Origin of the sequence: Pelomonas sp. Root405 (assembly GCF_001425165.1) — a bacterium.
Lineage (GTDB): Bacteria > Pseudomonadota > Gammaproteobacteria > Burkholderiales > Burkholderiaceae_C > Pelomonas.
In genome coordinates, this window is the sequence record NZ_LMDU01000014.1 from 586,967 (window position 1) to 605,843 (window position 18,877).

The 18,877-nt window shown below is 67.0% G+C and carries 14 protein-coding genes; 5 read left to right on the forward strand and 9 right to left on the reverse strand.

Annotated elements, in window-relative coordinates:
- From ASC81_RS20575 to ASC81_RS27160, 3 genes are all read left to right on the forward strand, one after another.
- Window positions 1-1,461, forward strand: coding sequence for a DUF1593 domain-containing protein (locus tag ASC81_RS20575; protein WP_056271263.1), 1,461 nt, complete (start codon window positions 1-3; stop codon window positions 1,459-1,461).
- A 202-nt stretch (window positions 1,462-1,663) separates the two neighbouring features.
- Window positions 1,664-2,500: a glycoside hydrolase family 2 TIM barrel-domain containing protein gene (locus ASC81_RS20580; protein ID WP_056271266.1), complete on the forward strand. Its 837-nt coding sequence runs from the start codon at window positions 1,664-1,666 to the stop codon at window positions 2,498-2,500.
- Between the two features lie 30 nt (window positions 2,501-2,530).
- Window positions 2,531-2,851: a hypothetical protein gene (locus tag ASC81_RS27160; RefSeq protein WP_156392331.1), complete on the forward strand. Its 321-nt coding sequence runs from the start codon at window positions 2,531-2,533 to the stop codon at window positions 2,849-2,851.
- A gap of 51 nt (window positions 2,852-2,902) precedes the next feature.
- Here the strand turns inward: ASC81_RS27160 and ASC81_RS20590 are convergent, their stop codons facing one another.
- From ASC81_RS20590 to ASC81_RS20620, 7 genes are all read right to left on the reverse strand, one after another.
- Window positions 2,903-3,433 carry a hypothetical protein gene (locus ASC81_RS20590; RefSeq protein WP_156392332.1) on the reverse strand — a complete coding sequence of 177 codons (531 nt, stop codon included), beginning with the start codon at window positions 3,431-3,433 and terminating at the stop codon, window positions 2,903-2,905.
- 28 nt (window positions 3,434-3,461) lie between these two features.
- A complete protein-coding gene (locus tag ASC81_RS20595) occupies window positions 3,462-4,997 on the reverse strand; it encodes an alpha-N-arabinofuranosidase (protein WP_056271274.1) in 1,536 nt (511 codons plus the stop codon).
- A gap of 58 nt (window positions 4,998-5,055) precedes the next feature.
- Complete coding sequence (locus tag ASC81_RS20600; RefSeq protein WP_200946924.1) at window positions 5,056-6,702, reverse strand: glycoside hydrolase 43 family protein; 1,647 nt, start codon at window positions 6,700-6,702, stop codon at window positions 5,056-5,058.
- 42 nt (window positions 6,703-6,744) lie between these two features.
- The gene (locus tag ASC81_RS26710; RefSeq protein ID WP_082536689.1) at window positions 6,745-8,337 is read right to left on the reverse strand and encodes a glycoside hydrolase family 43 protein; all 1,593 of its coding nucleotides are present in this window, start codon (window positions 8,335-8,337) and stop codon (window positions 6,745-6,747) included.
- A gap of 94 nt (window positions 8,338-8,431) precedes the next feature.
- Window positions 8,432-9,925, reverse strand: coding sequence for a tryptophan halogenase family protein (locus ASC81_RS20610; RefSeq protein WP_056271277.1), 1,494 nt, complete (start codon window positions 9,923-9,925; stop codon window positions 8,432-8,434).
- Window positions 9,926-10,051: 126 nt separating this feature from the next.
- Entirely contained in the window at window positions 10,052-13,162 is a 3,111-nt protein-coding gene (locus tag ASC81_RS20615) for a TonB-dependent receptor (RefSeq protein WP_056271279.1), read from the reverse strand.
- Between the two features lie 162 nt (window positions 13,163-13,324).
- Entirely contained in the window at window positions 13,325-14,737 is a 1,413-nt protein-coding gene (locus tag ASC81_RS20620) for a hypothetical protein (RefSeq protein ID WP_156392334.1), read from the reverse strand.
- A gap of 268 nt (window positions 14,738-15,005) precedes the next feature.
- On the opposite strand from ASC81_RS20620, the gene ASC81_RS20625 reads away from it, so the two are divergent.
- Together ASC81_RS20625 and ASC81_RS20630 are read left to right on the forward strand one after the other, a co-directional pair.
- On the forward strand, window positions 15,006-16,535 hold the full coding sequence (locus tag ASC81_RS20625) for a tryptophan halogenase family protein (protein ID WP_056271285.1): 1,530 nt from the start codon (window positions 15,006-15,008) through the stop codon (window positions 16,533-16,535).
- Window positions 16,536-16,632: 97 nt separating this feature from the next.
- On the forward strand, window positions 16,633-17,007 hold the full coding sequence (locus tag ASC81_RS20630) for a hypothetical protein (protein WP_156392335.1): 375 nt from the start codon (window positions 16,633-16,635) through the stop codon (window positions 17,005-17,007).
- Window positions 17,008-17,060: 53 nt separating this feature from the next.
- Here ASC81_RS20630 and ASC81_RS20635 read toward each other — a convergent pair whose 3' ends face one another.
- Both ASC81_RS20635 and ASC81_RS20640 read right to left on the reverse strand, forming a co-directional pair.
- Window positions 17,061-17,564 carry a hypothetical protein gene (locus tag ASC81_RS20635; RefSeq protein ID WP_056271291.1) on the reverse strand — a complete coding sequence of 168 codons (504 nt, stop codon included), beginning with the start codon at window positions 17,562-17,564 and terminating at the stop codon, window positions 17,061-17,063.
- A 9-nt stretch (window positions 17,565-17,573) separates the two neighbouring features.
- On the reverse strand, window positions 17,574-18,728 hold the full coding sequence (locus ASC81_RS20640; protein WP_056271878.1) for a zinc-dependent alcohol dehydrogenase: 1,155 nt from the start codon (window positions 18,726-18,728) through the stop codon (window positions 17,574-17,576).
- Window positions 18,729-18,877 lie beyond the last annotated feature (149 nt).

The following is an 18,877-nucleotide window of genomic DNA, read 5'->3' on the forward strand; positions in this document are numbered from 1 at the left end:
ATGAAGCTCAAGCACGCCCTCTTCACGTGCGTCGGCGCGCTCATGCTGTCAGTTGCCGATTCGACCGCTTCGGCCGCCCCTGAAGCGCCGCCCGTCAAGCCGCGCCTCGTCGTCCTCACCGACATCGAGAACGAGCCCGACGACACCCAGTCCCTCGTGCGGCTGCTGCTCTATGCCAACGACATCGAGCTGCGCGGCCTCGTGGCCACGACGTCGGTGCACATGAAGCAGGGCCTACATCCCGGGTCGATCAAACAGCTCATTCAGCGTTACGCCCAGGTGTTGCCCCGGTTGCGCCAGCACGACCGCGCCTACCCGGACGCCGCGCAGCTGCTGGCCCGCGTGGTGCCGGGCCAGCCCGGCTACGGCATGCAGGCCATCGGCGACGGGCGCGACAGCCCCGGCTCAGAGCTGCTGCTGCGCGAGCTTGAACGCGCCGACCCGCGCCCGCTGTGGGTCAGCGTCTGGGGCGGCGCCAACACGCTGGCGCAGGCCCTGCACAGCCTGCGCCGCACGCGCCCGAAAGACGCCGTCGACGCGGCCGTCAGCCGCCTGCGCGTCTACACCATCTCCGACCAGGACGACAGCGGCGCCTGGCTGCGCCGCGAGTTCCCGGGCCTCTTCTACATCGTCAGCCCCGGCAGCTATGCGCGCCCCACCTGGGCCGCGATGCACCGCGAGATCGAAGGCATCGACAACCAGCACGTCAGCAACGCCTGGATCGCGCGCCACATCCAGCAAGGCCACGGCCCGCTCGGCGCCGCCTACCCCGACATCGCCTACGGCATGGAGGGCGACACGCCCTCCTTCCTCGGCATCATTCCCAACGGCCTGAACGCGCCCGAGCACCCGAACTGGGGCGGCTGGGGCGGGCGCTACGAGCTCTACACGCCGCGCCGCGAGGACACCGACCCTGATGGCTTCACCGGCGGCGTGCCCGTCGAGCAGGAGACGCGCCCGATCTGGACCAACGCCGTGGACCGCTACCGGCCCGTGGTTGCTTCAGCCTACGGCCGCCCGCTCAAGCCCGGGGCGCGTGAGTTCAACGATGCGCTCGTGACGCTGTGGCGCTGGCGCGATGCCATCCAGAACGACTTCGCCGCCCGCATGCTGTGGACGACGCGCGCGCCCGCCGAAGCCAACCACGCACCCGTCGCGCGCCTGGCCCACGCCGCCGAGCTGCGCGTGCGAGGCGGCGACTGGGTCACCCTCGACGCCACCCCCAGCAGCGACCCCGACGGCGACAGCCTGAGCTTTCTGTGGATCCCCTACCCCGAGGCCGGCACGCTGAAGGCTCCGCTGCCGCTGGGCGCCGAGGTTCAGCCTCGCATCTCGCTGCGTGCACCCGAAGTGGACGAGCCCGCCACCGCCCACGTCATCGTGCAGGTCACCGACAAAGGCACGCCCGCCCTCACCCGCTACCAGCGCGTGATCCTGCACATCAAGCCGCAGGCAAGATGATCAGCACCACCGCACGCCAACGCCCGCACACCATGACCCGGCCGGCAGCGTCGTCGCCCGCGCCAGCGTGCCCGCAAGCCGCATGGCCGCCGATGCCAGCCTGGACGCGACGGCGCAACTGAGCGTCACGGCGCCGCGGCTGTGGTGACTGGAGGCGCCGCAGCGCTACACGCTGACGACCGTCGTCAAGCGCGGCGCCGAGGTGGTCGACCGCGTCGACACGCCGTTCGGCATCCGTACGATCCGCTTCGATGCCAACCAGGGCTTCTTCCTCAACGGCCGCCACGTCAAGCTGCACGGCGTCAACAACCACCAGGACCATGCCGGCATCGGCGTGGCGCTGCCGGACGGCATGCACGAGGCGCGGTTGAGGATGCTCAAGGTGGTGGGCGTGAACGCCATCCGCTCGGCCCACAACCCCGCCACGCGCGAGCTGCTGGAGGCCTGTGATCGCTTGGGCATGCTCATCATCGACGAGCACCGCATGATGGGCACGGCGCCGCAGATCCGTGACGAGTTAGAGCGCATGGTGCGCCGCGGGCGCAACGATCCGTCGGTCATCCTTTGGTCGGTCGGCAACGAGGAATGGGCGATCGAGAACAGCGAGATCGGCACCCGGCTGACGCAGCAGATGACGGCCATCGTCAAGCGCCTGGACCCGACGCGACCGGTGACGCAGGCCGCCTCCAGCTCGGGCCAGCCGCAAGGCACGTCGGCGGGCGCAGAGGTCATCGGTTTCAACTACAAGGGCCAGCTTGACATCGACGCCATGCACCGGCGCTTCCCCGACCGGCCCATGCTTGTCAGCGAGGAAGGTGCGACGCATGCCACGCGCGGCGTCTACGCCAACGATCCGGCGCGCGCCCACGTCGCCGCCTACGACAAGCGCACGGGCGCCAGCTACACCTCGTCCATCGAGGAAGGCTGGCGCTTCGTCGCCGAGCGCCCCTTCCTGGCCGGCATGTTCGTCTGGACCGGCTTCGACTATCGCGGCGAGACCACCCCGTTCGGCTGGCCGGCCGTCTGCTCGGCGAGGTGACGCCGGGCGTGCAGTTCCATCTCGACGGCCGTGCGGTCACACCGCGCCAGGAGGCCGGTATGGCGGCCATCGACCTCGACCCGGCCGCAGGGGCCCGAGGCGACGCTGACCGCCGTCTTCCCGACACCCGCAGGCGGCACGCGCGCGTTGTTCGACGCCGCCCAGAGCGGCCGCCGCTGGGCGACGCTGCGCACCACCACACCGGCTGCACCGTGGCAGCGCAGCTTGTTCAACGGCCAGACCCAGGTGATCCTGCAGCCCACTGGCAAGACCGGGGACAGTGGCCGCGCGACGCTGCGCGCCGTCAGTGACGGCCTGGCCTCGGCGGCGACGGTGATCGAGATCTTTTGAACAACATCAGCATGGCAGCGCGGCCACAAGGGCTATGCGCTGACCACGGCTTCAGGGCCTTGGGGGTTCTCGCTGGAGCCCTTGCTGGAACGCATCTCGCTCAGGGGGACCCAGCACGTCAATATCGCCTTGAGCCTCGCCGATCACACGTGTCCGCAGGCAGCGGCTTGTCTCCAACGCCCCGCCGACCTCGCCGACGGCGTAGACCAGGTAGATGCCTCCGACACGGAAGTCCACACCACAGGCGGTGACCTGAGAGTCAGTTCGGACGATCAATTCGTTCGCGGTGGCCCCCTTCCATGACTTGAACACCCGGAAGCGGACCGCGACCTGCCCTTGCTCGCAGAGGGCGACTCCGTCTTCGTCGCCGGAAATCAGGGTCCGGCAATCGCCCGGTCGCCTGGCCGATGAGTCAATCCACTTCGTGTCGAGTGTGACGGCGGTGACCAGCCCCGTGAACACCGCGGCCGCTGCATCCCGCGCGCGTTCCGGCGAGCGGTGTACGCAACTGCACGCGAAGGACGTATCAGGCTGAGCAACAAGCGCGACGACGATCAGGCCTGTAGCGATTGAACCTCGCATCTTTTTCCTCAGACTTTCTAGACGAGGCTCACTCCTCCAAAGCGACCACCATCACGGCCTTGGCAGGCACCTTGATCGACAGCTTGCCGCCTGCGGCACGCGTGCTGAACGCGGCGGGCTTGATGACCTGCGGGTTCTGGAAGGTGTTGTGCGCGTCCATCGCGGCCGAGGTCAGCACCCTGCCGGCCGCACCGTTGACCTTCGTGCCGCTCACGTTGACGGCGACATCAACCGCCTTGTGCGGATCGGTGTTGACCAGCGACAGGTAGACCTTGCCGTCTTTGGCACGCGCCGCCGAAGCGCTCACGCCCGGAATGGTCGTCGTGCCCAAGCTGTAGCTTGTGTTGTCCTTGATCGCCGTCGGCAGCGACTTGGCGTCCTGGAACGGCGCATACATCTGGAAGGCGTAGTAGGTCGGCGTCAGGACCATCTTCTCCTTCTCCGTCAGAATCATCGCCTGCAGCACGTTGACCATCTGGGCGATGGTCGTCATGGGGACCCGCTCGGCATGCTCATGGAAGATGTGGAAGTTGAGCGCCGCCACCAGCGCGTCGCGCAGGGAGTTCTGCTGGAACAGCCCGCCTCGGGGGTTCACTTCGTCATACCAGGTGCCCCACTCGTCGATCATCAAACCGATCTTCTTCTCGGGGTCGTTCTTGTCCAGCACGGCCACGTGATCCTTGATGAGCTGATCCATCTTCAAGGTGTTGGCCAGGGTCGAGATCCACTCGCCTTCCTTGAAGCCGAGGTCCTTGCCCTTGAGCTCCCATTTGCCGGTCGGGACGGTGTACTGGTGGACGGTGATGCCGATCGTGCGGCCCTTGAGTTCCTTGCTCAGGACTTGCGTCCACGCGGTGTCGAAGCCGCTGCCGCCGCTGGCGATCATCTTCGGCCGGGACTTCTCGGGTGCCCACAGGAAGTGTTCGTAGTTGCTGTAGAGGTTGGCGTAGTAGTCGGGCTTCATGTTGCCGCCGCAGCCCCACAGCTCATTGCCGATGCCGAAGTAGGCGACCTTGAACGGCTTCTCGCGGCCGTTCTGCGCGCGCAGCCTGGCCAGCGGCGAGCCGCCCTCCGCCGTCATGTACTGGACCCAGTCGGCCATCTCCTGCACCGTGCCGGTACCGACGTTGCCGTTGACGTAGGCATCGGCGCCGATCATCTCGATCAGGTCGAAGAACTCGTGGGTGCCGACGGCGTTGATCTCTTCGACCTTGTCCCCGTGGATGTTGCTCGGGCGCTTGTCCTGCGGGCCGATGCCGTCGCGCCAGTGGTAGGTGTCGGCGAAGCAGCCGCCCGGCCAGCGCACCAGCGGCACCTGCAAGGCCTTGAGCGCGCCGACGACGTCATTGCGCCAGCCCCGGGTGTTGGGGATGGTCGACTTGGTGCCGACCCACATGCCTTCGTAGACGCCGGTGCCGAGGTGTTCGGCGAACTGGCCGTACACGTACTTGTTGATGACCGGGCCAGGCTTGCCGGCGTCGATGTGGATGCTGACCGTGTTGGCGGCAAAGGCCGGCGCCGCGACCAGGCCGAGAACGGCGAGGCCGTGTTTGAGGGTGTTCACAGGGTTGTCATCTCATGTAGGGCCGAACCGGCTGGGGGCGGCATGCGGCCAGGCCGTGTCATTGCCCGACGCGGTAGTAGTCAAAGTCCACCCGTCCGCCGGCGGTCTTGGTCGAGTAATAGAACAGGCCGTAGCGGTAACCCATGAAGTGCGGGAAGGTGTAGGCCAGGCGCGAGGGGCGGCCGATGGGCGTCCACGATTTGCCGTCGAGGCTGTAGGAAAACCGGGCGAGTTCGGGCGCAGGCTCGAACTCGCAGTCGACCTTGAGGTGCACGGTCTTGCCGGACAGCGGAATGGACGCGACTTCCTCGGGCTTGTCGGATTCGGCGCTGACCATCACCAGCGATCTGGCGCCGTCGCTCATCTTTACGCCAACAAAACCGTACTGTCTCTGGAAGGCGGCCAGGCCGGCCCAGTCGCCGTCCTTCATGCCGCTCACGTCGATGCGGGTGGTGGCCGAACTGCGTGGGCCGAAGCTGCGTTGCGTGAGGGTGTTGCGCGCCTCCAGCAGCGTGGGAACGACCCGGCTCGTGGCCAGGCTCAGGTGGCCCGGGCGCTGGGTCAGAGACCAGTCACCCGGCACGGGGTTGTGGTTCCATTGCCAGGCCAGGGGCAGCTCGGGGTCGCCAGCGCGGCGGTCGAATTCGTCGGAGGCGACGATGCCCGAGGCGCCAGAGACGCCCTGCGCGCCGGCGGGGATATCCAGCGTCATGGGCACCTTGCCGTCTTTGCCAAGCACGGGCCAGCCGTCCTTCCAGGTCACGGGCACGAGGTAGGGGATGCGGCCGACGGCGGCGTTGTCCTTGAAGAGGTAGGCGTACCACTTGCCTTCCGGCGTGTCGATGAGGCCGCCCTGGGCGATGCCACGGTCATCGAGCGCGATGCGGCTTTCGTAGGGGCCGTCGAGGCTGTCGGCGCGACTGATGATGACGGTGCGCGCCCAGCGGCTGCCGGGCGAGGCGATGTTGAAGAGGTAGTAGCGCCCGTTGGCCTTCACAAGCTGCGAGCCCTCGCCCTTGAGCCCGCCCTGGTCGGCGCCGAACAGGGCGTTGACGCTTTCGACGAGGGTCTTGTTCACGCCGCCGGGCTTGATGCCGGAGAGATCGGGCTTCAGCTCGATGAGCATGATGCGACCGCTGCCGTAAACCATGTAGACGCGGCCGTCGTCGTCGAAGAACAGGCTGTGGTCACCCAGCGAGGGCTCGAAGCTCGTCGCCTTCCACGGGCCGCGATCAGGGTCGCGCGTGGTGTAGATGTGGGTGCGCCCGGTGTTGGCCGAGAACGTCGACGCGTGGAACACGCCGTCGTGGTAGCGCAGGCTGCTGGCCCACGAGCCCTCACCATAGGCGCTCTTGCCGTTGGCGAGGTTGAGGGCGTCGTTGTCGGCCAGGGTTTCGTAGGCGTAGGACGCCATGCGCCAATTGACCAGATCGGTCGACTTCATTATTGGCAGACCCGGGCTCATGTGCATGGTCGTGCTGCTCATGTAGTAGGTCTTGCCGACCCGGATGATGGCGATGTCCGGGACGTCGGCCCAGATCAGCGGGTTGCGGGCAGAAGCCGTCTGTGACGCTTCGGCCGCCGCAACGCCCTGGGGCGCGACCGAGAGTGCGAGGACCATCAGCAGCGGAGAAATCGCGCGCTTCATGAGGCGGGCCGGAGAGCCGGTGGTCGTGCGGCTCGGGCTGTCAGGGTGTTTGTCCATGTCTCGGGTCATTGCGAATCCGGGGAGCACGCCTCGGCCGTCTCAGCGCGCCTGGCGCGCATACAGCGCGAAAGCGAAGTCCGCGGGCCGGCCGTCCTTGTCCTTCAGCGGCCGGTCATCGAGGGTCGCCTCGCCGTCGGCATAAACGTCGCTGCGGCTGGCACGCAGATTGATCGTCACCGCGTCTTTCTCGCCCTGCAGCGCCAGTGCGTAGCGGCGACCGGACTTCAGCACGATGGACGGATGGGCGCCGAAGTCGAAAGTCAGCAGGCCGGCGCCTTGCGGCCGGTAGGCGATGGCCAGGCCCTCGCCGGCGCCGAGCAGTTCGGTGCCCGCCTCCACGTCGCGCAGCGACAGGCGCAGCGAGCGCGTGGCGTCGGTGCCGTGGCCGTCACCGGCATACAGGCTCAGCCGGCCCAGCGGGATGTCGGCGCGCGGCACGAAGGTCTGCGTCAGGCGGGTCGAGCCGCCGTCTCGGTTGAAGCCGATGGGCTCGGGCGTCTGCTCGAAAGGCCGGGTGACCGAGGCCAGTGCCGGGTCGCCCGGCCAGGTGTCGGGATAGCCCTGAGCGAACTGCTGGACGGCCACACGCGGGTCAGAGCGGCCCGGGTCCGCCAGCGCCGCCACCTTGCCGGTGGGCGGCTGCGGCGGCTTGCTGACGCCCGCCTCGGTCTGCCTGACCGGCCACATGCGACCGTCGGCGTCGTAGTGGAGGTACTCCATCGCGACGGAGCGGCGGCTGCCGGCGCCGGTCTCGCCGTTCAGGGTCAGGCCGGCGTTGTGATAAACAAGATAGGACTGGCCCTTGAAGTCGTCGATGAGGCCCGCGTGGATGGTGAAGCTGTTGGGCACCGGCCCGGTCAGCAGGCCTTGATAGGTCCAGGGCCCGCGCGGGCTGGGCGCGGTGGCATAGGACAGGTGCTCGAAGAGACCTTGATGCGCCATGGACGCGTAGGTCATGTAGTACATCCCCTTGCGCTTGGACAGCCACGGCCCCTCGGTGTAGTTGGGCAGCGCGATCTTTTCGATGGGGCAGTCCAGCTCGGTCATGTTGGCCTTGAGCTTGGCCAGGTACAGCACCGGGTTGCCCCAGGCCAGCCAAGCTGTGCCGTCGTCGTCGATGAAGACGGTGGGGTCGATGTCGTTCCAGCCGTAGGGGCCGGGCGTCGTGGCATCAGTGACCAGCGCGGACCCGCGCGCATCCTTGAACGGGCCCAGCGGGTTGTCGGCCACCGCGACGCCGATGGCCTTGCCCTGGTGGGTGTTGTCGTGCTGCACGGTGGCGTAGAAATAGAAGCGGCCGTTGCGCTGCACCACCTGTGCGGCCCAGGCGTCGCCCACCGCCCACTTGAAGTCGGTGGGCTTCATGAAGGCGCCGTGGGCGGTCCAGTGGCGCAGGTCCTTGGACGAATAGGCCACCCACTCCTTCATCAGGAAGAAGTCGTTGCCCTTGGCCTCGTCACGACCGGCATAGAGGTAAACCGTGTCGCCCACGACCAGCGGTGCGGGGTCGGCGGTGAAGCGGTCCCGCAGCACGGGGTTGGCGCCGGGCGCCGGCTCCGCCGCATGCGCGGCCGCGCAGGCAAGGGCCGCACAGCAGACGGTGAGGTGTTGCACAAAGCTGGGGAGGCGCATCGCTTGGTGTGAAGTTCAAAGGTTGTCTTGACTGACGTGTTCACTCGACCACGTCAACAGGTGCTGAGGCGACGCCACCTGGCGCCGTCCTTTCTCAGACCCGGCGCTCAGCCAGCATCTTGAGCAGCGTGAAGTGGTGAGGCGGCATGCGCTCCACCGAGGCTTCGATGGCCTGACGGCGTTGGTCCAGCGCCGCAAGCGCACGCTCGCGCGGGATCTCGCCATACACCGGGTCGTGGCGCTCGGGCCAGTGGTCCATGCCGGCGTGGACGGCCAGCCAACTGGTCGCGTCGAAGCCCTCGTCGTCGTACTGGTGCAGCACGCCGTAGCGCCGCCATAGCTCCAGTTTGAAGGCCAGCGTCTCGGGCAGTTCCATCGATGACACGTGGCGCCACAGCGCGCTGTCGCGGCGGCGGGTCAGGCAGTAGTGCAGGATGATGAAGTCGCGGATGCGTGCAAAGCGCCGCGCGGCGCCGTCGTTGAACAGCGCCAGGTCCGACTCGTTGAGCGGGCGTCCCGCTGTTACTGCCGTCAGCGCAGCCATCAGCCGGCTGATGCCGTCCTGGATCAGGTAGATGCTGGTCGACTCCAGCGGCTCCAGGAAGCCCGAGGACAGGCCGATGGCGACGACGTTGTGCACCCAGAAGCGTTCACGGTGGCCGGTGCTGAAGCGCAGCAGCCGCGGCTCTGCCAGCGGTTTGCCGTCGAGCCGGGCCAGCAGCTGTTCGCGCGCGCGGTCGGGGTCGATGAAACGGCTCGCGAAGACGTGGCCGTGGCCTGTGCGGTTTTGCAGCGGGATGCGCCAGGCCCAGCCGCCTTCCAGCGCCGTGGCCTGGGTATACGGGGCCAGTTCTTCGCCAGTGCGCTCGCAGGGGCAGGCCCAGGCGCCGTCAACGGGCAGCCAGTGGCCGAAGTCGACGAAGGGCTCGTTCAGCGTCTTGCCCAGTAGCAGCGCGTTGAAGCCCGAGCAGTCGATGAAGAGGTCGCCCTCCACCCGCCGCCCGTCGTCAAGGTGCAGGGCCGCGACACCGCCGTCGGCCCGTCGCGACACGTCGGCGATACGCCCCTGCGTGTGCCGCGCATCGCGCTTGACCGCCAGTTCGCGCAGGAACGCCGCATACCTGACCGCATCGAAGTGATAGGCGTACTTGAACTGCGCCTGCTCGCTCGGCAGAACGAAGCGCCCCTTCATTGCCATCACCGTGGGCACGCACTGCTGGCCCAGCGGTTCGGTCAGGCCCATGCGCCGATGCTGGGCCCACAGGGTCTGCGACCCGAACAGGTTGCCGAAATGGCCGAAGGTGTGGAAGTAGTCCTGGCCCACCTCCAGCCAGTCGCCAAAGCGGATGCCGAGCTTGTAGCTGCCGTTGGTGGCGCGCAGGAACTCGGCCTCGTCGATGCCCAGCAGCTGGTTGTAGTCGCGGATCGACGGGAAAGTGGCCTCGCCGACACCGACGATGCCGATGTCTTCGGACTCGACCACCTCCACCGCCACGCGGCCTTTGAGCCCTGTGACGAGGGCAGCTGCCGTCATCCAGCCAGCGCTGCCTCCACCCACGACGACGATGCGGTTAAACGTCTGCGACATGGTTCTCGCTGCCATCGTGATGGCCAAGCATGGACCTGGGTGATTTCAACTTGCACCTCACTGGGTTCGAAGCAGCGACCCGCGTTGAAACCGCCCTGGCGGCATGCGACTTCTGACCGGACGAGTTCAAAACTCGTAGCGAGCGCCCATGTTGTAGGTGCGACCGGGGTAGAACCAGGCGCGGCCCATGTTGCCGATGTGCTGCTGCTGCGTCTGGCGCACGATGACGTCGTTCAGGTTGGTCACGTTCAGCGACAGACTCAGCTTGTCGCTGAACCGGTAGCTGATGCTGCCGTCCCACTGGCCGAAGCCCTCCTGCCAGGTCGGCAGGCCCCAGCCGACATCCCGTGCACCGGGCCGCGCGGGGTCCGCGCTGGTGGCGTCGGTGCCGCGCGTGCCGTTGGCATCGGTCGCCTGGAGGATGCGGCTGTGCCAGTTGTAGGCCAGCCGCGCCGACAGCGGGCCGCGGTCGTACATGATGATGAAGTTGGCCGAGTTCTTCGCCATATAGGGCAGTGGCAGGTCACGGAACGGCAGGCCGTTGGTGTCGCAGCCGAAGGCCTGCAGGGCAGCGGTGCTGGTCGCGTTGCCCGCGCCGCAATAGGGAATGTCGAACTCCTTGTAGAGCTTTTGCTTGCCGTCGATGTAGGTGTAGTTGGCCGACACGCCGAATCCCTTGGCCCACTCGGGCAACACGCCCGCCAGGAAGGGAAGGCGGTCAAGATAGGTCATGCCGGCGATCTCGATGCCGCTGACCGTGCCGCGCCCTACGTTGTCGGGGCCGCTGATGGCGAAGGTCTGCGGATTCCCCGCTGCACTCTTGTAGGTGCGGGTGTAGACCGTGTTCATGATGATGTCCTTGACATCCTTGTGGAACACCGTTCCCGTCAGCGACTGCCCGCCCTGCGGATACCACTCGAGCGCGAGGTCGAAGCTGTTGGCCGTGATGGGCTTCAGATTGACGTTGCCGTTGTTTCTGCCGGTGTAGGTCACGGTCTTGTTGGTGACGTCGTAGTTCTGGCTCAGCTCGATGTATTCGCGCAGCTTGTCGAAGCCGGGGCGGTTCATGCTCTGCGCCATGGCCAGGCGGGCCTGCAGCGTGTCGCTGAAATTCAGCTTGAGGTTCAACGATGGCAGCACATGGACGGCCTTCTTTTCCACGTTCAACGGCGCCTCGACCTCGTCGAAGCGAGGCAGGTCCGGCGGCGTCGTTGCGCTGTAAGTCGGCTTGAACTTCTCATAGCCATGGGACACCACATGCGTGTGCACGACACGCACGCCGAGGTTGCCTTCCAGCGGGAACTTCCAGTCATCGAAGCCGAACCGCAGCGTGCCGTACACCGACTGGGTGCGTTCGCTGTGCGAGCTCTTCTTGGATGGATCGTTGTCGTAGGTGAACGCCTTGAAGTTGTTGTAGGTGGCCGGGTCGCAATTGGCGGCCGGCTGGCCAAACAGCTGGGCGCCGTCCAGGCATTGCTGATAGCGGTACTCGTTGACCAGCGTCGCATAGGAGCCGGGATAGTCGCGCACCACGTCCAGCGTCGGCAGCACGATGTTGGGCAGCGTGCCGACCTTGCCGTTGTAGAACTTGCCGAAGTCGTAGACCTCGACGGGAACAGTGGCGTAGCGCGGATCGCTCATGTAGCCGAAGCTGCCACGCGACTGCCAGCTCTGTTCATCGGTGGGCAGCGGGGGGTTGCCTGGACGCGAGGTCTGGCGGACCGACCAGGGCTCGGCCACCGAGGTCCAGCCGTTGCCGCTGCCTTCCTGGCGGTCGGCGACACGGTAGGCGGTGCGGAACCCGAATCGGAAGTCGCGCAGCACGGGGTGCTCAAAGCGGAACCGCGCATCGGCCTTCCAGGCGTAGAGGTCGGCGTCCGCCTTGCTCTGGCCTGGCATGACGATGTTCCAGTAGTAGTTCTTTGGGTCCGCCAGGAAGGTGCGCGCCGCATCGTCGAAGCCGATGCGAGCCGGGTCGGTGCCGCTCACGTCGACCGACATGCTAGGCACGAACGTGCCCAGCTGCACGCTGCCGCCAAAGCCCTCGGTCTTGGCGTGCACCCATTGCAGGTCGTTCTCGACCTGCCAGCGGTCGTTGACTGTCCACTTGAACTTCCAGGCCAGCTCACCCGTCTGAGACTTGCTGCGGTTCCAGCCACGCGGGGCGGCGAAGCTCAGGCCGCCCTCGGCAAAGTCATTGGCGCCCAGGCCGCCGGACGGGTAGGTGTAGATGCCCGAGACGAGCACATTGCGGTCGTCGTACTTGGCGTCCTTGATCACCGATCGGTAGGCATTCTCGACGGTGGCATAGATGCCCTGCTCGCTGCCCTCCTCGCGCACGCCGGCGACGAAGTAGGTCAGCGCCGACTCCATGCGGTCCTTCTTCCACTGCAGGGCGCCGTAGAAGCCACCACGCTCGTTGTCACCGGTGTTGGTGCGGTAGGACGCCGACTTGGGCGCCCACGCCGTCTGGCCCGCGATCAGATCGGTACGGGGGTAGTAGGCGTCGAGCTGGATGCTTTCGTTCTTGAAGCTGGAGTGGTTGTAGGACAGGTCGACCAGCACGCCCACGCGACCCAGGTCGGTGTTCCATTGCGTCGTGTAAAGGCCGGAGACGTTGGGCGAACTCTTGCCCGAGCGCTGGGTGTAGTTGTTGCCCAGCGACACGTAGGCCTTGGTGCCCTTGAAGTCGAAGGGCAGCGCGGTGCGCAGGTTCACCGTGCCGCTGACGCCGCCCTCGATGATCTCGCTGGACGGGTTCTTGTAAACGTCCACGCCAGCCATCAGCTCGGGTGGCACGTCGCCCCAGCTCAGCTCCCGGCCAGGCCAGCCGGCCGAGAAGGTCTCGCGGCCATTCAGCAGCGACGAGCCCCAGCTGAGGCCGCGCACGCTGATGCCCGATCCCTCAACGGAAAAATGCTCCGGGTCGCCACGTGACTTGTTGCGGTCGATGGTGATGCCGACCACGCGCTGCAGCACCTCCGTGATCGACTTGTCCGGCAACTTGCCGGCTTCTTCTGCCACGACCGAGTCGACGATCTCCTCGGCGTTCTGCTTGATCTTCTGTGCCGTCTGCAGCGCCGCGCGCTGCCCGGTGACAACGACGGTTTCAAGGTTGGCGGGCGTGGCGGGTGGCTTCTCCGTTGCCGACTGCGCCAGGGCCGCGCTGCCGACGGTCAGCAGCATCATGTGGACCATGCCGCGATGAATGGCCGTGGTGCGGAACTGTTTTTTCATGGTGTCTCCGTATTCGTTCGATGTGTCCGGCGGCAACCGCGGTGCTCGGCGCTGCCGCTTGCCCTGGCGCCGGATGCCGGGGCCGCTCGTTGCGATGCTGGCGTCACAGTCCAGATCGGCGCCGGGGGCTGCTCGCTGACCTGCACGCCGCTCGCCGACTGGTTACTGGATGGTGATGGCGCCCTTGATGCTCAAGTCGGAGGCGAAGATGCCGGCGGTCTTCCTGTCCACGTTCGCATCCATCAACCAGAAGCGCGTACGGACGATGTTGGAGGACTGCAGCAGCGTCGCCGCCGAGGCGCGCGAGGCCGCCATCTTTTCCAGACCCGCCGCAAACGCTGCAGCGTTGACTGGCACGCCCGAGCTGTTGAACGGGTTGGGCAGCGTGCGCACATCGTTGTCCAGCGACGCCGTGGTGACGCCCGACAGGCCACACGCCTCGGTCACCGCGAAGTTGCTCAGCGGCACGGCGTAGCCGATCAGCCCAGGCGCCGGCGCCCACACCAGGGTGCTCAGGGTGACGTTGCAGCCGTTGTTGCGCTTGCCCAGGTCCAGGTGCACGACGACGGGCTTGCCGGCCGAGTAGAGATCGGCGTTCAAGCCCAGGGTGAAGCCCAGCGCCTTCTCGGTGGTTACCTGCAGCCCGCCCGTCGTGTCGCCCGACCCATTGAAGCCGGTCAGGCCGGGCGCGAAGATGTCGATGCGGTTGAAGCTGTATTGCCAGCCACCGGTGTACGCGGTGTCGCGGATATGCAGGGCCGACTCAAGCGTGGTGCCATCGGTGGAGACCGTGCTGTAGCACCAATCGCCTGCGCTGGCATCGCACCATTCCCATCCCGCGTTCAACGGGCTGGCCCAGGGGTTGACCATGACGCCGCCGCCCTGCTTCGTGCGCAGGTTGTTCATGGTTCCGCGGCCGCCGCCCGGCGCGAAGCCGTCGGCGACCAGCAGCGGGTCGACGGCGATGAAGCGTTGCGTCGTCTGCTCCGAGTAGTTCTCATTGCCGGCCTGCTTGGCCGACACCGCGCAAGAGCCCTTGGCCAGCAGATTGAGCGTGCTGCCGCTGATGGCGCACACGGCCGGCGTGTCACTCGAGAACGTGACCGGCAGCCCCGAGTCCGCCGTCGCGCTGAGCGCGACCGATGTCGTGGCCGTGCTGAGCACATAGTCGGGCGGCGTAAACGCGACCACCTGCGCACGCTTCAACACGTTGAACAGTTGGCTCGTATCGTCGGCCGCTGCCCACTTGACGCCGCTCGACCCCGCCCCGCCCGGCTGGCTGGCGATCACTAGGCATTCACCGGCAGCGACCAGCGTCAGCTGGTTCTCCCCCGCGACCGTGCAGGTGGTGGGCGTGCCGCTGCGGAAGCTGACCGGCAGGCCGGACGTGGCGGTGGCCACCAAAGTGGTCGGACCGTTCAGCAGGGTGTTGCCGCCCGGGTACTTGAAGTCGATGACTTGCAGCCGGCCTTCGGAGCCTCCGCTGCCTCCACCCCCGCCTCCGCAGGCGGCCAGAAAAGCGCAGGCCGCTGCAACGGTCAACTTGCGCGCCTGCGGAACCAACTTTTTCGCCACGTTCTGTCTCCTGTTTTTTGATTGAACTGGGGCACCTGACTTCAGAGCCTGAACTGCAGCCATTTAGTTCGGCCATCGCACCAACTATTTGTTGCCGAGAAAACCGCCTTGGGGTGCCTTGTCTGGGCCTGCCGGGCGACCAGCAGACCTTGGGCGTCCTCCAGAATCACTTTCAGATGCCGTGCCGCAAGCGTACAACTGGTATGACCAACTGGACATAGGGCAAACTCCTGGACTGACCACATCTGTCATTTTTTGGAGACTGCCTGTGCGAAATCGTCCACTTCAGCGCATCGTCATCGTGGGCGGCGGCAGCGCAGGCTGGATCACCGCCGCGCCGCTGGCGCGCATGCTGTGCCGGCCTGATCAACCCGATCAGCATTGCGAGGTGGTGCTGGTGGAGTCGGCGGACATCGGCACCGTGGGTGTCGGCGAAGCGACCTTGCCCACCATCCGGTTCTACAACCAGATGCTGGGCATCGACGAGGCCGACTTCGTGCGCCGCACCCGTGCCACCTTCAAACTCGGCATCGAGTTCCAGGACTGGGGTCGCATGGGCAACCGCTTCTTCCACGGCTTTGGCGGGTTCGGCCCGGCCATTCACAACCGCCCGCTGTGGGCCTACTGGCTGCGTCTGCAGGCGCTGGGCGACAAGCTGCCTTCCTACGAGGAATGGTCGACCGCGACGGTGATGGCTCGCCAGATGCGCTTCACCCCGCCGACCTCCGGCGAGCCAGCTGCGTCCAACGCCTTCGACTACGCCTTTCACTTCGACGCGTCGCTGTACGGCGCCTACCTGCGCGACTACGCGCTGCGACACGGCGCCGAGCGCGTCGAGGGCACCATCACGCGCGTCGAGACGCGCCCCGACGACGGTTTCGTGGCCGCGCTGCACCTGGATGACGGGCGCCGGCTGGAGGGAGACCTCTTCATTGACTGCTCCGGCTTTCGTGCCTTGTTGATCGGCGGTGCGATGAACTCGCCCTACGAGGACTGGAGCCACTGGCTGCCCTGCGACCGCGCGCTGGCAGTGCCGAGCGAGCGTGTCGAGCCCATCACGCCCTACACAAGGTCGACGGCCCGCACCGCGGGCTGGCAATGGCGCATCCCGCTGCAGCACCGCACCGGCAATGGCCTGGTCTACTGCAGCGGCTACCTGAACGAAGACGAGGCGCAGCGCATGCTGCTCGATAACCTCGACGCCAAACCGCTCGACGAGCCGCGCCCTCAGCGCTTCGTCACCGGGCGACGCAAGCAGGGCTGGGTCAAGAACGTGGTGGCCATCGGCCTGTCGTCGGGCTTTCTGGAGCCGCTGGAATCCACCAGCCTGCATCTCATCATGGACGGCGTCAGTCGCCTGACCGCCATGCTGCCGGACCTGTCATTCCAGCCCGCGCTGGCGGACGAGTTCAACCGGCAGATGGCCTACCGCTACGAGTCCGTGCGCGACTTCATCATCCTTCACTACAAGCTCGGTGAACGGCGTGACAGCGAGTTCTGGCGCTACTGCGCCGACATGCCGATACCCGACGAGCTCGCGCATCAGATTGAACTGTTCCGCAAGACCGGCCGCGTCGCCGTGATCGAGCCCGAGGGCTTTGCCGAGCCGTCATGGGCCTCCATCCTGATGGGCCTGGGCGTCTACCCCGAGCGTTACGACCCCTACATCGATCTGGTGGACCCGCAGCTCATCCGCCGGCAGCTCCACTCGGTGCACGGCGCGATCTCCCGCACGGTGGCGGCCATGCCCGCGCACGCGGACTTCCTGGGCAGGATCTCAACACCGCCGCGTCGCTGATGCGCGAACTGCACCCACGCCCACCTGGGGCGGGGAACGCCACTTGCTCCGGGTTGGTCCGCACAAGTTGCGGTTCAACCCATCCAAGGAGCAGTTCATGAAGACTCGATTCATCACCGCCGCCCTCACCGCCGGCGCGCTGACGGTCGCCACCATCGCGATCGCCCAGTCCACCAGTGCTGGCGGCACAGCCGGCAACACCAGCGCCACATCCGGTGGCATCGCGGGCACCGACAGCGCCCGCCCCAACGACCATCGCGAAGGCACGACGGGCTCGGGCACCACCAACAGCCCCGAAGTCACGGGCCAGACCGGCGGCCGCGCGGGCACCAGCATCAGCGGCAGCACATCGGGAACCAGCGGCATGGGCGGGGCCGGTGACCCCAGCAGCACCAGCGGCGGCAACACCGGCTACGGCGGTGCGGGCGGCTCGACCGGCGGCGACCTGGGCGCCCGCGCCGACCGCAACTGAGGGCGGCGCGATGGCGTCGGCGGGCGACGGCGATGAGCCGCCGCCCGCTATTTTCAGACGCGCCCGCGCCGCTTCATCAGCCAACAGGCCACGCCGACCACGGCCAGCAGCCCGACGGCCTTCTTCACCGTGCCAGCCGGGTTGTGGCGCATCTCGGCGCGGCCGCCCATCTCGGCATAGATGCGCGGCACATGGCCACGCAGCAGGTCGCCGACCAGGCCCTCGACCATGTCGACCCGGTCGGCCGCCAGCAGCATCAGCCAATGCCGCAGGTCGTTCTCGCTGCGGCGAAAGGCCTGCCGGCGCAGCGCACCGCTGAGGCCCCTGGGCGGCAGCGTCGAGCCGAACAGCGGCGTGATGCCCGGTCGCTCGTTGGAATGCAGCACCTCGACATGGACAGGCTGCTGCGCGGGCGGCCCAGGCTGGACATCGAGCCGCGGTGGCGAGTGCTCCATCGGCACGGCAGGTCGGCGTGATTGCGGCAGATCGCTGCCCCAACCCTTGATATGGGCAAAGCGCTGGGCGTCTTTCGGGCTGTCTTGCGGGGTGTTTTGCATGGTGGGCTCCTAGACCGACACGCCCGGCGGGATCAGCACCGTCTTGATGCAGCCGTCGAGCTTGTTGGCGAACAGGTGATAGGCATCGGCCACCTCTTCCAACGGCACCCGGTGCGTGATGATCCGTTTGGGGTCGATGTGGCCGGACTGGATGTGCTCGATGAGGCGCGGCAGGTGGCGCTTGACGCTGGCCTGGTTCATGCGCAGCGTCAGGCCCTTGTTGAGCGCGTTGCCGATGGGCACGGCATTGAAGGTCGGCCCGTAGACGCCGACGATGGAGATGTTGCCGCCCTTGCGCGCGGAGTTGATGGCCCAGTGCAGCACGGTGGCCGCGCCGGCCTGGAGCTTCATCTTCACGCCGGTGAGGCGCTGCAGGGCGCTGCCCTCGGCCTCGCAACCCACCGCGTCGATGCAGACATCGGCGCCCAGGCCATCGGTCATGCTCTTGATCTTGATGGCCATGTCGTCGACGCTGCGGAAGTTCAGCACCTCGCACTGCGCATAGTCCTTCACGAAGGCCAGCCGCTCTTCGACATGGTCGATGACGATGACGCGCCCCGCGCCGAACAGCCAGGCTGACTTGGCCGCGAAGATGCCGATGGGCCCGGCTCCGAAGACCACGACGGTGTCGCCTTCCGCGATGTCGCCCATCTCGGCGGCCTGGTAGCCGGTGGGCAGCGCATCGGTCAGCAGCACCGCATCGTCCAGGTCCATGTCGGGCGGGATCAGCGTGGGACCGACGTCGGCGCGCGGCACGCGCACGAACTGCGCCTGGCCACCGTCGTAGCCGCCGGCCGTGTGCGAGTAGCCGTAGATGCCGCCCACCGCGGTCGCCTCGGGATTGGTGTCGTGGCAGTTGCCGAACAGCTCGCGCTGGCAGAAGAAGCAATTGCCGCAAAAGATGTTGAAAGGCACGAGCACGCGGTCGCCGACCTTCAGGCGCTGCACGCCCGGGCCTGTGTCGATGACCTCGCCGACGAACTCGTGGCCGAAGGTGGTGCCGATGCGCGTGTCGGGCACCAGACCGTGATAGAGGTGCAGGTCAGACCCGCAGATGCACGAGCGCAGCACGCGCACGATGGCGTCATCCGGGTGTTCGATGCAGGGATCGGGCTTGTGCGCGGCGCGCACGCGGTAAGGCCCGCGGTAGTTCATGGCAAGCATGTCGGCGTTCTCCTGGTCGGGGAGCACGACCGGGCAAACGAGGCACCCGAACGGGTGCACAACAGAGCGCACTACCGGGCGCACTACCGGGCGCACTACCGGGCGCACCACCGGGCGCCGGATTTGCTCGCACCTCACACCGCCTCACG

Coding starts and splice junctions, on each gene's coding strand:
- ASC81_RS20590 (WP_156392332.1), bottom strand. CDS start 3,433: ATGCGAGGTTCAATCGCTACAGGCCTGATCGTCGTCGCGCTTGTTGCT.
- ASC81_RS20575 (WP_056271263.1), top strand. CDS start 1: ATGAAGCTCAAGCACGCCCTCTTCACGTGCGTCGGCGCGCTCATGCTG.
- ASC81_RS20630 (WP_156392335.1), top strand. CDS start 16,633: ATGAAGACTCGATTCATCACCGCCGCCCTCACCGCCGGCGCGCTGACG.
- ASC81_RS20635 (WP_056271291.1), bottom strand. CDS start 17,564: ATGCAAAACACCCCGCAAGACAGCCCGAAAGACGCCCAGCGCTTTGCC.
- ASC81_RS26710 (WP_082536689.1), bottom strand. CDS start 8,337: ATGCGCCTCCCCAGCTTTGTGCAACACCTCACCGTCTGCTGTGCGGCC.
- ASC81_RS20640 (WP_056271878.1), bottom strand. CDS start 18,728: ATGCTTGCCATGAACTACCGCGGGCCTTACCGCGTGCGCGCCGCGCAC.
- ASC81_RS20600 (WP_200946924.1), bottom strand. CDS start 6,702: ATGGACAAACACCCTGACAGCCCGAGCCGCACGACCACCGGCTCTCCG.
- ASC81_RS20610 (WP_056271277.1), bottom strand. CDS start 9,925: ATGTCGCAGACGTTTAACCGCATCGTCGTCGTGGGTGGAGGCAGCGCT.
- ASC81_RS20615 (WP_056271279.1), bottom strand. CDS start 13,162: ATGAAAAAACAGTTCCGCACCACGGCCATTCATCGCGGCATGGTCCAC.